General features: G+C 65.0%; 10 protein-coding genes, 1 tRNA gene and 1 pseudogene. 5 read left to right on the plus strand and 7 right to left on the minus strand.

Features of this window, described 5'->3' with window-relative positions; translation table 11 throughout:
- Positions 1-71: 71 nt before the first annotated feature.
- The 3 genes from AC5P1C_RS26825 to AC5P1C_RS26835 form a co-directional block, all read right to left on the minus strand.
- Positions 72-470 (minus strand): thioesterase domain-containing protein, encoded by a 399-nt coding sequence (locus tag AC5P1C_RS26825; RefSeq protein WP_493868492.1) that lies wholly within the window; start codon positions 468-470, stop codon positions 72-74.
- Positions 467-2,335 (minus strand): non-ribosomal peptide synthetase, encoded by a 1,869-nt coding sequence (locus AC5P1C_RS26830; RefSeq protein ID WP_493868593.1) that lies wholly within the window; start codon positions 2,333-2,335, stop codon positions 467-469. The genes AC5P1C_RS26825 and AC5P1C_RS26830 overlap by 4 nt, the downstream gene beginning before the upstream one ends.
- Positions 2,336-2,398: 63 nt before the next feature.
- Positions 2,399-2,710, minus strand: a complete 312-nt coding sequence (locus AC5P1C_RS26835) for an acyl carrier protein (RefSeq protein ID WP_493868493.1) — start codon at positions 2,708-2,710, stop codon at positions 2,399-2,401.
- A 394-nt stretch (positions 2,711-3,104) separates the two neighbouring features.
- Between AC5P1C_RS26835 and AC5P1C_RS26840 the strand changes: the two genes are divergently transcribed.
- A complete protein-coding gene (locus tag AC5P1C_RS26840; protein WP_493868494.1) occupies positions 3,105-4,316 on the plus strand; it encodes a cytochrome P450 in 1,212 nt (403 codons plus the stop codon).
- Positions 4,317-4,750: 434 nt separating this feature from the next.
- Here the strand turns inward: AC5P1C_RS26840 and AC5P1C_RS26845 are convergent, their stop codons facing one another.
- The 3 genes and pseudogenes from AC5P1C_RS26845 to AC5P1C_RS26855 all read right to left on the minus strand — a co-directional run.
- Positions 4,751-5,602: a helix-turn-helix domain-containing protein gene (locus AC5P1C_RS26845; RefSeq protein WP_493868495.1), complete on the minus strand. Its 852-nt coding sequence runs from the start codon at positions 5,600-5,602 to the stop codon at positions 4,751-4,753.
- A 689-nt stretch (positions 5,603-6,291) separates the two neighbouring features.
- Positions 6,292-6,768, minus strand: a complete 477-nt coding sequence (locus tag AC5P1C_RS26850) for a DUF4232 domain-containing protein (protein WP_493868496.1) — start codon at positions 6,766-6,768, stop codon at positions 6,292-6,294.
- Between the two features lie 299 nt (positions 6,769-7,067).
- Positions 7,068-7,396: pseudogene (locus tag AC5P1C_RS26855) on the minus strand (CPBP family intramembrane glutamate endopeptidase); the annotation flags it as partial.
- A gap of 1,129 nt (positions 7,397-8,525) precedes the next feature.
- Between AC5P1C_RS26855 and AC5P1C_RS26860 the strand changes: the two are divergent.
- Entirely contained in the window at positions 8,526-8,828 is a 303-nt protein-coding gene (locus AC5P1C_RS26860) for a transposase (protein WP_493868497.1), read from the plus strand.
- Positions 8,829-9,245: 417 nt separating this feature from the next.
- Positions 9,246-10,307 (plus strand): CHAT domain-containing protein, encoded by a 1,062-nt coding sequence (locus AC5P1C_RS26865; protein ID WP_493868498.1) that lies wholly within the window; start codon positions 9,246-9,248, stop codon positions 10,305-10,307.
- Between the two features lie 1,005 nt (positions 10,308-11,312).
- Here the strand turns inward: AC5P1C_RS26865 and AC5P1C_RS26870 are convergent.
- Positions 11,313-11,386: transfer RNA gene (locus AC5P1C_RS26870), tRNA-Pro, on the minus strand.
- 108 nt (positions 11,387-11,494) lie between these two features.
- Between AC5P1C_RS26870 and AC5P1C_RS26875 the strand changes: the two genes are divergently transcribed.
- Both AC5P1C_RS26875 and cobF read left to right on the plus strand, forming a co-directional pair.
- On the plus strand, positions 11,495-12,037 hold the full coding sequence (locus AC5P1C_RS26875) for a DUF309 domain-containing protein (protein WP_493868499.1): 543 nt from the start codon (positions 11,495-11,497) through the stop codon (positions 12,035-12,037).
- A gap of 72 nt (positions 12,038-12,109) precedes the next feature.
- Positions 12,110-12,901 carry a precorrin-6A synthase (deacetylating) gene (gene cobF / locus AC5P1C_RS26880; protein WP_493868500.1) on the plus strand — a complete coding sequence of 264 codons (792 nt, stop codon included), beginning with the start codon at positions 12,110-12,112 and terminating at the stop codon, positions 12,899-12,901.
- The last annotated feature ends 91 nt before the right edge of the window (positions 12,902-12,992 follow it).

The raw sequence follows: 12,992 nt of genomic DNA on the forward strand, positions 1-12,992 counted from the left end.
GGCGGTGTACGACCGGCTCAACTCGGGCCGCGAGGAGGGGGGATCGGGCAGCGCAATATCCCATGTCAGGGTTACATCCCTATTGGCCTGCATGAGACGAGTCCTTCCGGCTGGTTATCTTGACGTTGCCGAGTGAAAGTCGGGTCGGCGGCCGACTCCGGGTCTGCGCCTCCCAACCCGACCAGGGTGTCCATGAACAATCTTCGGCGTCGTTCTCGGCTTCGGCGGGCGGTGGGTAGTTGCCTGCTTGCGGGTTCCCGAAGCGCATGATGCAGATCGGTTGGTGAGGGCTCATCGATCCGTTCAGCGCGTCCCGGATTGCGTACGGCCTGGACTTCAATCCTGGGAAGATTGCTCCCCCACTCCTTGAACACGGAGGCCGATCCGCCTGCATGTGGGAGGCAGACCAGCCGATGGACGGCACCGCCAGGCACGAGGTCGCGCCGGAACCAGGTCAACTCCACCGTCACCGCCGTTCCCCTTCCTCTAAACGCCGGCGCCGTGCTCGCAGCGCGCGAGCGCGCCTGGCCGATGCCGCTCGCCCGACCACAGCCGAACCATCGTCCGAGGACACGCCGTCACGGATCAGCGTTGCCTGCGCCGCCACCGTGGTACGCGAGAACAGAGCAACAACCGAGAGCCGAACTCCCGTATGCCGCTCAAGGGCGTTCTGCAGCTCAAAGAGCTTGACCGAGTGGCCGCCCAGATCGAAGAAATTCACCTCGATCGGAACGTCTTTCCGCTTCAGTACCTCGGCCCACGCGGCGGACACCCGTCCAGTCGTGTCGTCCGTGGGGGCGGCGGCTACATCCTCTGTCTGGGAGTCCGGATAGGTTTCTGCCAGAGCACTAAGGCGTTTTCGGTCGATTTTGCCGTTGCCAGTCACAGGAAACCGATCGAGCACGTGAATCCAGTTCGGAACCATGGCTTGCGGCAGCTTGCGGGCCACATGCTCGCGGATTGGTTCAGGAGAAATGTCAGGAGGCGACAGGACGAACCCGACAAGCTGGGTCCGCTCCGCGTTCGTCACCACGACGGCGTCGCTGACCCCTGGTGCAGTACGCAGATGAGCCTCGACTGCGCCGAGCTCGATCCGATGGCCACGGATCTTAACTTGTTGATCGCGGCGGCCGAGGAATTCCAACTCGCCATCGTCGTTCCACAGGGCGAGGTCCCCCGTGCGGTACATCTTGGCGCCCTCGACGTCGGTGAAAGGGTCGCCGATGAAAGCCTGGGCAGTCGCTTCAGGGCGGCCGAAGTATCCTCGAGCTACCCCTGTGCCGCCGATGAACAGCTCGCCGCTTACACCGCGTGGGACCGGCTCCAGCTCCTCATTCAGCAGGTATAGGCGGACACCAGGCACCGGCCCGCCGATGGATACCGGTCCAGGGGCCTCATAACGGCGGAAGCTGGCCCATACAGTGGCCTCGGTCGGGCCGTACTCATTGACCAGGGCGACTGTGCGGCCGAGCAAGGCGAAATGGCGTTCCACCAATGCCTCAGCTAGCGACTCGCCGGCCACGATCACCGTATCCAGCGCATCCAGCCGCGTGCCCTGCCGTGCCGCCGCGTCTAGCAGTGCGCCGTAGAGGAGCGGTACACAGAGCAGCCGGGTCACCTGCCAGCGTGCCACCAGGCGGGCCAGCTGCTCAGGATCGCGGATTTCATCAGACGCAGCTACGACTAAGCATCCCCCCGCGGTCAAGGTCCCCCACACCCCGGCAACCGAGGAATCGAAGGCCAAGGGGGACACAAGCAAAAAGAGTGGAGCGCCGGGATACACCGCGCGGCGTGCCCAAGTGGAAGCGGACAGCTGACTGTGCTCGACCAGGACGCCTTTGGGCTCGCCAGTGCTGCCCGAGGTGTAGATGATGTAAGCGGCGTCATTGGGTGTCACCGCGACTGCCGCCGCCGTGGTCTCTTCTCCTTCTCGGGCGTCCTCCGCTCGAATGACCGGGCATGTGAGCGTGGGCAGTCGGCAGGACGTGCCGTCTGCGACGATCACGGCAGACACGCCCGCGTCAGCGAACACATCAGCGATCCGCTGATCAGGGTGGGCCGGGTCTGCCGGGACGTACGCGGCACCGGCGTACAGGATTCCGAGCACGGCGGCAATCATCGCGTTCGAAGGTTCAACGAGCACACCGATTCGCTCGCCTCTGCCCGCACCTGCCGCACGGACAGACGCTGCGATGCGCCTGGCCCAAGCGTCGAGCTCGCCGTAGCTCAGCTCGGCGCCCCTGCTCCGAACGGCGACCCTCAGTGGATCACTGCTGGCTATCCGGGCCACGACTGCATGGACTGGGCTGAGCTCCTCGTGTGGAGCGTTCGACACAAGGTTCTGTTCTGGCAAGGTCATCAAAATTCCCACACTAATTCTCGGCTCATGCTGCTCGGTTCATGGCGTTCCAACAGGCCAAGGGCGACCTCGGCTTGCCGCCCCAGCGCGCGAGCGGCCAACATCGCCCCGGGCGGGGACCTGAACGCCGAGACGCTGGTCGAGCTGGCGGGTAAGGAATGTGGTCAGCAGTGGATCCCCCCCCAACTCGAAGAAGTCGGAGTCGTCACGGAGATCGGTGTGTCCAAGCAGTTCAGTCCACAACCCGACTAGCGTTGCCAACGGATCAGGTACTACCGGTATCAACTCCCGAAAACAGACTGCATTCCTACGGACAGGAGTGGCGGGCGAACATGAGCAGTACACGCTCATCGAACCCCAGCGTCAATGCCGCAAGAAAGGCCGGCGAGGCGGCGCGCAATATGTGTCCAGAGGAGCGCAATAACTGTCAACCGTCCTTTGCTGGCGACACTTGACGCCAGCTCGCGGACATGGCTAGCCTGTCTCGATATTCCAATACCGGCGCAGTGCTTAACCCTCATGTACTATTCATGATCTGGCGGGCCATAAAGGGACCCGATCCCCACTCAGAACTCGCATCCCTGGCCCCCCGGCTTTGTTCAGATACGGTGCGAAGCAACGATCATGCTGCCTCTGTCTTCCGGGCGGGCCAGGCTATGACGGGTGGTCGGCCCCATCAGAACCCCCCTCCCGCTAGAAGCCTCGGGTTTCGACTCCTTCGATGCGGTGGACTGGAGGATCTTCCATGCGCACTCCCCATATGACGAATCTTTCTCACCTGCTCGATCCCGAACATGCGGCGGAGCCATACTCATTCTATGCCGAGTTACGTACAAAATCACCGGTGCAGTGGGATGAATGGATGCAGACCTGGGCAGTGTTCGGCCATCCGGAAATCGTCGATCTCTCGAAGGACAGACGTCTTTCTGTAGCCAGAATTTCGGATTTCTACGAGAGCTTCCCCGAACAGGCCCGTGGCGATGTTGCACTGCTGGCTCGCACACTGTCGGACATGATGCTGTTCAATGATCCGCCGCATCACACCCGGCTACGCCGACTGATCAGGCCGAGCCTTTCTCCCCGCCTCGCCCGGGAACTACGCTTTCATGTCCAGGAGTTGGCCGACGAACTGCTCGACAAGGTCCTGCCGAGCGGGCGCATGGACATCATTCACGACTTCTCGGAACCGCTCAGCCGTGGCGTCATCGCGAAACTGGCAGGCGTATCCGACGACGCCACCCACCTTCTGGAGAGCTGGCAGGGGCTGTTGCATGAGTTCTTTACCCAGTCCGACTCCCAGAACGCGCGGATACAGGCACTGAGGGAGTCCTTCGACCGCACTACCACCGCTCGTCGAAACAGCACGGCCGACGACTTCTTTAGCCGGATGATCAGTCCCCAAATCCGGGCAGCCGACTACACCGAGGACGAAGTCTTCGCCAACCTCCTGCTGCTCATCGACGCGGGGCAGGCGACTACCACGCATCTGATCGGTAACGCGGCCCTCGCCCTGTTGAACAACGACGAGCAAACTCAGCGGCTTCGCAGAGATCCTGAGCTGATTACACCCGCCACGCACGAACTGATGAGATACGACAGTTCGGTCCAGTTCACCACTCGGAAGGCGCTCGCCGACATCGACATCGGTGAGCACCTGATCCGAGCTGGCCAGTCGGTGACCCTGGTTCTTGGTTCAGGGAATCGTGACCCCCGCCGCTACACCGACCCTGACGTATTGGATGTCTCCCGACCGGCCGCTGATCACCTGTCGTTCGGGCACGGCATCCACTACTGCCTGGGCGCCTCACTAGCTCTCACCGAGATCGACGTCGCACTGCGGGCGCTGTTGCGTCGGACCACCAACTGGAAGTGCGAGGTGGCGCAGCCCGAGTGGCTCGAAAGCATCAACTTCCGCTTCCTTGCATCCCTTCCGATCACTTTTGAGGCAATCACCTGAATGTGGCATTCGCCTCGGCCGAAGGAGAGTTCCTTGGGACATGATGTCGGCGCATTACCGCTGACGGAGCAGCAGCCCGCGTTGGTGCGGAGTTGTGAGCTGGGCGGCAGCGGGCAGACCCGTAACGCCGTCGGACGGTTGACCTGCGGGCTGCCCGTTCGGCCTCGGCCGGACACCGTTGCTGTGCACAGCGGCTTTCCAACTGGACGACGACTGCTTCGAGATGGTGGTGGCGAGCCACCCTGCTCTCCTCGACTGCCGTGGCCAGCGCACGCTTTTCGCCGAAATCGTCCGTGAAATACGCCGCCCCCTCCAGCGGCGGAGCAGGGCCACGACGCTGCTCGCTCTGCTCGCGGGCCTCGTCCAGCACGTGTCTGCCACCTTCTCCACCACCGTGTTCGCTGGGGCCATGGTCCGTCGTCACGTGTCGGCGTTCAAGGAGAGGGCGGACACTGCCCCCGCTGCCGGTACTCCGAGGGCGAGCAGCCCATGTGCTTCCTGAACACCCGCGCGAAGTTCTCCGGATTCGGGAAACCACAGAGCCTGCCGACCTGGGATATGGGGTCGCTGCCCGCTGTGAGCAGATGGCGGGCAGCGTCGATGCGTAACCCTGTCAAGTACCGCATGGGCGTCTTTCCCGTGGTGACAGAGAATTGGCGCAGGAAGTGGTACCGGCTGAGACGTGCTTCTCTGGCTAACTGGTCGAGTGTGATGTTCTCGGACAGGTGCATCTCCATGTAGGCCCGCAGTGTGAGCAGTTGTTCCGGGCCGAGGCCTCCCGTGCCCGGTGATGCGGAACGGAATGGATGGAGCAAGTATTCGGCCAGGTAGTGGGCTGCACTCAGGGCATAGCGCTCTCCTGCACCTGTCTTTCGGGCGTGAAGTAGAGCTTGCGCCATGGATGCGGCATGTGGATCGAAGGCGCGCAGTGTTTGTAATTCCGAAACATCACGGACAGGGGCGGTGGTGTGTGTGTCCAGCGCTCGCTGAAGAAATTCTACGGAAAGCTGGATATAAACGACTTCGAATGGGAGACGTCTGGGCGATGTGCTGCTGAGCCGGATCAGGTTGTTGGGTGCGACCCGGCAGACCTCTCCAGGCGTGAGCGTGGTACGTCGCCAACCGTGATTGTCTCGACGTTCAATCTGACACGCACCTCGTATTGGCGTGACGATGCCGAACCACTGATCCGACAATTGGTATGTCCAGGTTCCACTGTCGTGTCCAGCGACTTGCTCTTCCACAACGAGTTTCTGACAGGATTGGTCTCGCCACGTAATGGTCACGTAGTTTTTCCTTGCGCGGGTCGGGGAAACGAGAAGTGACAGGCGCCAGGTTCGTCATAGTTTGAACCGGCGCTGGAAAAAATGACCCTCTGTGTCACGCAATGGTCAGCGACACGTTATTGGAGCTACTGCCCACTCTGGATGGCACTCGCAGATGGACGGCATGCAGAGGGAGGGGCGTCACGGCAGGGCGATCCGCCGTGCGCTTACTGGGACGGCGGTGTTTGCCGACGTCAGTTGAATTCGTCCAACCACTTGTTCACGTCGCTCCTTCACGATCTATTTCGGCGTTCACCGCCGCCTCGCACGGGAGGCTCTCTCGTCGCCAGTTCTCACCTCGCGCCGCCAGCCGGCGCGGACGTTCCTCACCCGCCATCACCTCCGCCGACGACATCAAAGCCGAGCCATGATCGCCCTCCGTCCTAAGACGGCAAGGGCGGGCCGAAGGGCTCCGACGAGGACCGGGAGTGGTGTGCGCGTGAGGTGAAGGGAAGCCGGTGTACGGCTGACGCATCGAGCGGTACGCGTACGTACGCCGACTCCCGACAGACCGCCGGTCAGGGCCCGTGGGGACGGGAGCCCGCACCGGCTTCGCTGTGCGCAGGCGCCCCCCGGGCGGAGGTCGACCGGAGAGGCGGGTCAGCTGGTGAAGAAGGTCAGCTGGTACAGCTAGTAGCCGGAGAAGTGCGTCAGCTGGAGAAGGGGACGGCGTCGGTGGGGTCGGCGTGCCAGTTGGTGGCGATGGGCTGGTCGACCAGGACGGTGTTGGGGAGGTCGAGGGTGATGGAGTTGACTTCGTCGCCGGCGACGGAGAGGTGGAGCTGGTCGGATTCCCGGCCGAGGTCGTCGTTGGTGATCTTGGGGTTGATGCCGGCGTGGGCGGTGGTGGAGCCTTCGAGGGTGATGCTCTCGCTGACAGCGTGCTCGGCGGGCGACACGGCAGTGTCGGGGGAGGAGCCGAAGGACGCGGAGGGGAAGACGCCCTCCAGGGTGCGGGAGATACCGGGCTTGGCCTTGGCGGTGAGGAAGAGGTAGCCGCCCGCCTGCGTCTCCTCGGTGACCGTGAAGGTCAGGTCGTCGGTTACGCAGGCCGGTGCTGCGGCTGTCGGCCGTGGCGGCGGCCGTCGCGGCGCCGGTGAGGGCGAGGCGGGCGGAACGGGCGACAAGGCGCGAACCCATCTAGATCTCCATGGTGCTGAAGGGTGCGGAAATGGTTCGTCCAGCGTGTTGCTGGGATGACCGCAGCTTGTTCGGTGATCCGTCCCGCCCGCCACAGATGACGACCACTACGGGACGCCGGGACGCCGAAACATGCCCTGACCAGCACAGACGTCGTGGGCGTGGAACGGGACGCCGGGACGTTGGGACGTTGGGACGTTGGGACGCCGGTTGCCGAACGTGAGAACTGCCGCTCCCCTACCGCCTGAGGACGCCACAACGCAGAAGTCTTGGTCGCCTTCGCCACGGCGGCGGCCATGAAACCGACGAGCCCTACCGCTCCGGTCGTCGAGCCCCGGCCGTTGATCTCGTAGTACCCGTTGGTGGCCAGTTGCAGGATGACAAGCCCGAACACCGCCAAGCCGATCAGTGTCCCCACGCCGAACGCGGCCTCGGCCAGTCCCCGCCCGGCCACCTCCGTGGCCGGGCGGCGCTCGGTCCGGCGTACCACCCACCCGTAAACGAGCACCGCGAGCACAGCCGTCAGGACGCCGAGGACGAGCGTGAGCCAGGGGTTGTCCTCATGCACCGCGGCGATCCCCTGACCGCCATGAGGGCGATGGCCGCGACGGCCACAAGCTGTCATACCAGTCTCACCAAAACTCCTCCGCCGAATCCGCAGCCGGAGCGCCGCGGCTGTGCGCAACGCTATGGATCCGCCGGCTTCGAATCGTCACCGCGCGGTGGACACTTCCGCGTAGCTCGCACGGGGGACAGAGCCCGCGGGCCGGCCCGGCGCCGGGCTCCTGAAGCCGGCCGCCGAATGAACCGGCAGACTGCCGCCGGCCGAGGGCGCATTGCCGCCATCCGCGCATCGAGGCCCAAGAGGCGGGCGAGCTACGCCCGGCACCGCCGTCCGTCCTCACCGCCGGGCCCTCACCGAAAAGCCCCCGCGCCTACAGGACGATCCTCAGTCCGGTCTCACCAAGATCCGGACCAGGTGCGGACCAACTCAGCCTCACACCAGACGTTTCCACCCTTTGTCGCAGGTCAGAAGGGAGGTTGGGCGTGTACCACCAGCAGACGAAGAACCTGCTGGGCGCGACTGCTTGGCACCACGAAATTTCCGGCACCCCTGCTCACGATCTTAGTAATCACACGCCTGACCAGCGACGCAACACACCTGACACTCCATCAGCGTGAGCGTCATTTCAACGTCAAGATATCGCCCGTACCAACCACACCGCGCATAGGGGCACGCACGAAACAGCAGTTCAGGAGCCCTTTGCGGCCGGTTCCAGGATCGCGACGCATTCAACATGATGGGGCATTGGAACCACGTTGCGATGGCGCCGGATCACGCTCCGGCTCTGGCTGCTCACAGTTCGCCGACGAGAACCTTACGAGAAACCCTCTACGCCGCCAGCCCTCCTACGAACCCGTAGAACGTAGTGCCAGGTCCGTCCTCAGTCGAAGCCACGCAACATAGCCCGGCATCGCCGGTTAGCCAAAACCGGCGTTTCCAGAGACGATTGTTCCGCCAACACCCCGCTCCCGAACACAGCCACGGACCTCAGCGAGAGCGAAAGCGCGCCACCGCTGGCAGACCATAATCCGCCGCGCCGCTCTCTCCGTTCACGAATGATGTCGTTCGCCACTGAACCCCACCCCTGATCCGTGATGTGTTCCGTACTGACGTTGATCCGCTTCGACGGACATTCGAGATCAGGGGTTCAGCCCCGGGAGGATGTCCATCATGGAGAGCATGGGGAAAAAGAAGCCTCGCCGCCCTCGCCGTTCGTTCACGCCGGAGTTCAAGGCTGAGATCGTCGGGCTGTGCCGACGAGGTGACCGCTCGGTCGGCCAGGTCGCCAAGGACTTCGAACTGACCGAGACCGCGGTGCGGGACTGGGTGAAACAGGCCGGGGTCGACGCGGGCGAACGCAACGGGCTGACCAGCAGTGAGCGCGAGGAACTGGCCGCGCTGCGGCGGGAGAACCGCCGGCTGCGCGAGGACGTCGACGTCCTCAAGCGGGCCACAGCTTTCTTCGCGAAGGAGACCCGGTGACGGTGCACCCGACGCGGCGAAAGAACCAAAGACACCGCGAGCGCCTCGCCCCGCCCGAGGCGGTGTTCAGGACACCTTCGACTTTCCGAGCTGAGCGGCACTGCAGCACAAGTCACCCCAGCGTCCGCCGGCGTTCCGCAGGGCGGGAGCGAGCAGCCCGTCGATAGCCGCGTAGACGATCACACGCTCCCGCGGAACATAGCGTCGGCCGCGGCCATCCGGTCAGCGCCATCCTCGCGCGCGCCCGCTATTCCGTCGGTCAGCGTGAGCATCTCCTCGTGCAAGTCATCTGTACGCGCCGCAGCGTGCTCACTTTTCACCGCTGGTTTTGCCACCACACCTGGTGAAGAGCGACGAGAGGCGTTGTCAGTGGGTGGCCATAGCCTGGCATGACGGTAACTGCAGAGAGGCACGCCCATGCAAGCTAGTTACTACCAGAGCCAGCTGAGCAGAAAGAACAAGGCCCGGGCCGACGCGGAGAAGAAGGTCGGCGAGTTTCGCAAAAAGGAATCCGATAGGCGCGTGAAGGCCACGAAGGAGAAGGCGGCCGCCGCCAGGGCAAGCAGCCAGAGCACCATCAACAGCAAGCTGCGCGCTGCCGGGCGGTACGAGAACGAGGCCAACAAGGCGAGCCAGGACGCCAGCACGTGGAGCGCCAAGGTGGGCAAGCTCTCCAAGGAGGCAGCTGACCTGTCGGTCAAGCTGGCGAAGGCGCAACAGGCTGAGCGGGCGGCCGCGGAAGAGGCTCGCCAGCGTGAGCTGCAGAAGACGGAGCGGCATGCCGCAGCTGAGCAGCAAAAGATAGAGAGCCGTCTATCGACAGCGGAGGGCGAGGTACGCACGGTGTTGAAGGAACTGCGGGCCCCGAAGCCGGAGAAGCTGCGGGTGCTGCTCCTGGCGGCCGCTTCCGCCGGTGACCTGCGAGTCGGGCAGGAGCAGCAAAGGATTCGTGGCGCCGTGCAGAGTGCTACGCATCGCGACCTTGTCGAACTGGATGTTCACCCGGCCGCGACAGCAGACATCTTCCTGGAGGCACTGACCCGGTTCCGTCCCCACGTCGTGCACTTCTCCGGCCACAGCACGCAAGGCTTGATCGCTTTCGAGAAAGGCGAGGACAGCTTCCACGAAGGTGCCATCGTCAGCGCCGGCGCCTTCGCCCGGGCCATCGCCGCCGTGGACGACAAGCCGCTGCTGGTCCTGCTCAACTCCTGCCACTCCGCTGCCCAGACCGGGAAGCTAGTCACCACCGTGCCGTTCGCCATCGGCATGTCCGACACCATCGGCGACGTCGACGCCATCACCTATGCCGCCCGGTTCTACGCCGCAGTCGCCGACGGCCAGTCCGTCCAAGCCGCCCACCTCCTGAGCCGGGCAGCCATCGAAATGAACGGCCTGCTCGACCACGACCTACCAACCCTCACCTGTGCAGAGGACGTCGACCCCAGCGCTACGAAGCTGGTGACGCCGCCTCCGGAGTAGGCCGCGATTGCACACGCCATCGCATGCAGGAATTGCCGACCCCCCGCACGCTCCACGCCCCTGCCTGCCACGACGCGTGGGCTGTGCGCCACCCTGGACGTCCGTGCGGACCTGCTGGTGCCCGCCCGTAAGGAACCGATGCATTGCGAGCGGCCCCGTGCCAATGCCACGGGGCTGCTCGCGGTGAGGCGGTTCAAAGAGGCTCCGGAGTGCTCCTGGTCCACTTTCGCGGGGGTCTTCGGCAGTTTCCCGTTACGCCGTAGGTGAGCGGCACAGTAGGCGATCGCCGCGTCGGCTACGTGCTGCGGTCTCAGGCCGGTGGCCGCACCGATCGCCTAGTGACGTCTCCCTCACCTGACGAAACCCACGAAAAGCTCCTGCCGATGTGCTTCCCGCAACGGCAGGGACGCTCCGTTGACGTCGAGCGCACCGTCCAGAGGCAAGCAGCGTTCCTCGCACCCGCACCGTCAGCGCTCTACAACAGAGCGGAGATCCAGCTCCGCGGCAGACCCTCCCATGCCCGGAAGCGCGCCTACCACCAGCGTCTCCGTACAGCAGCCTACAGACACCAACGTCCACTCGCGCCCCGTCAAGGGGACTCACAGGAGCAGTCGCCCCAGCCCCTCCCCGCCGACGACCTGCACAGCATCTCGCTACCGCGTTCAACCTCTGGATGCCGTGTGCACCAAGACATGGAGTCAACACAGACAAGGGGTCGGTAAAAGCCGTCAAGGGGTCGAGTGGGAGCACGACCCCTTGACCGGTATTCGGACAAGGGGGCGAAGGGTGAAACCCCTTGACGCCCCCGCCACGACACGCAGCGCAGATTCTCCGCGGGAGCGACCGGATCGGGTGACCCGCGGTCGACCGCCGGTTGACGTCGCTCCCAGATGCCCTCTCCCTGGGAGCACAGGGAGCGGCTCCCAGCGCATCCCCGCTCCCAAATTCGCTCCCAAACACGAAGTAGGGGCCACCCGAAGGTGACCCCTACCTGCGACGTTTCCGTCGGGACGACAGGATTTGAACCTGCGACCCCTTGACCCCCAGTCAAGTGCGCTACCAAGCTGCGCCACGTCCCGATGCGCGTGCCCCGCGGTGTTCCGCGTGATCGCGCAAACAGAACTTTACCCCACCTCCGGGGGTGGTCCGCTCCGCCCTCCGGACGTCTGGCGAGGGACAATCGCCGTATGAGCACCGCACCTCGACCCGATGACAGTGACCGTGCCCGTGGCCGTGACCGTGACGACGAAGGGCGGGCCCGCAACGCGCGGCCTCGTGATGGGCTCGGGCGGCCGTTGCCCTATGGCACCGAAGGCGTCGCACGGCAGCCGGAAGGCGTCACGCGTACGCCCGAGGAGACGGTCGTTCAGGCGCAGGCCCTGCTCGACGCCGGGCGGCCCTTTCACGCGCACGAGGTCTTCGAGGACGCCTGGAAGTCGGGGCCCGATGACGAGCGTGACCTGTGGAAGGGGCTCGCGCAGCTTGCCGTCGGGCTGACCCACTCGGCCCGCGGCAACATCACGGGCGGAGCCCGGCTGCTGCTCAGGGGGGCGGGTGCCATCGGCGCGGGGAAGTGGGGGGAGCGGCCGTACGGGATCGACGTGGACGGACTCGTGGTGTGGGCACAGCAGTTGGCGCAGTCCCTGAAGGGCGATGGGCCGACCGTGGACGCGGCCGAGCACGCGCCGCGGCTGCGTGGGGAGAGCGAAGGCGACGGCGGGCGGGTGTGACTCCGCGCGGCCGGGCCCGCGGATGGCCCTCCCAGGGAATGCCGCATCAGTCCCGTACGGCAGACTTTCGGCGTGCGAAGGATTCATGTCATCGGCATCGGTGCGGGCGACCCCGACCAGTTGACCCTGCAAGCCGTCAAGGCCATGGAGAGCACCGACGTGTTCTTCATCCTCGACAAGGGTGAGGAGAAGGACGATCTCGTCCAGCTGCGGCGCGATCTCCTCGACGCGCACCGCGCCGACGGCGGCTACCGCGTCGTCGAGGCTCGGGATCCCGCACGCGACCGGAAGGCCGACGGCGCGAAATACTCCCCCGCCGTCGTGGACTGGCGCAGCCGCCGTGCGGATGTCTGTGAGCGGATGATCGTCGATGAGCTGGGCGCGGACGAGTGCGGCGCGTTTCTGGTGTGGGGCGATCCCGCACTGTACGACAGCACCCTCGGGATTCTGGAGGAGATCCTCGACCGGGGTGCGGTGGACTTCTCGTACGACGTCGTGCCGGGCATCAGCAGTGTCTCCTCGCTCGCCGCGAAGCACCGCACCGGCCTGAACCGCGTCGGGCGCCCCGTGCAGATCACCACCGGGCGCCGCCTCGCCGACGGCGGTTTTCCCGAGGGCGTCGACGATGTCGTGGTGATGCTTGATGCTCATCAGGCCTTTCGGCAGTACCTCAGCCAAGAGCAAGCTGCCTACGCGGGCGACATGTACATCTACTGGGGTGCCTATATCGGGACCCGCGACGAGATCCTCGTCTCCGGGCCCCTCGACGAAGCCGCTCCCCGCATCGAGGCCCTCCGGGCCGAGGCGCGCGAGCGCAAGGGCTGGATCATGGACACCTATCTACTGCGCCGCAATCTGGACTGAGCCATTGGGGCAGGCCTCTCGGCAGGCCCCTTGGCACGCCGCTCGGCAGGCCGCTCACCCGCCCGTCATCGGACGGACCGGCCCCACATGC

The sequence above is a fragment of the Streptomyces sp. A18 genome, from assembly GCF_059026065.1.

Coding starts and splice junctions, on each gene's coding strand:
- AC5P1C_RS26835 (WP_493868493.1), bottom strand. CDS start 2,710: ATGAGCGTGTACTGCTCATGTTCGCCCGCCACTCCTGTCCGTAGGAAT.
- AC5P1C_RS26840 (WP_493868494.1), top strand. CDS start 3,105: ATGCGCACTCCCCATATGACGAATCTTTCTCACCTGCTCGATCCCGAA.
- AC5P1C_RS26860 (WP_493868497.1), top strand. CDS start 8,526: ATGGGGAAAAAGAAGCCTCGCCGCCCTCGCCGTTCGTTCACGCCGGAG.
- AC5P1C_RS26865 (WP_493868498.1), top strand. CDS start 9,246: ATGCAAGCTAGTTACTACCAGAGCCAGCTGAGCAGAAAGAACAAGGCC.
- AC5P1C_RS26875 (WP_493868499.1), top strand. CDS start 11,495: ATGAGCACCGCACCTCGACCCGATGACAGTGACCGTGCCCGTGGCCGT.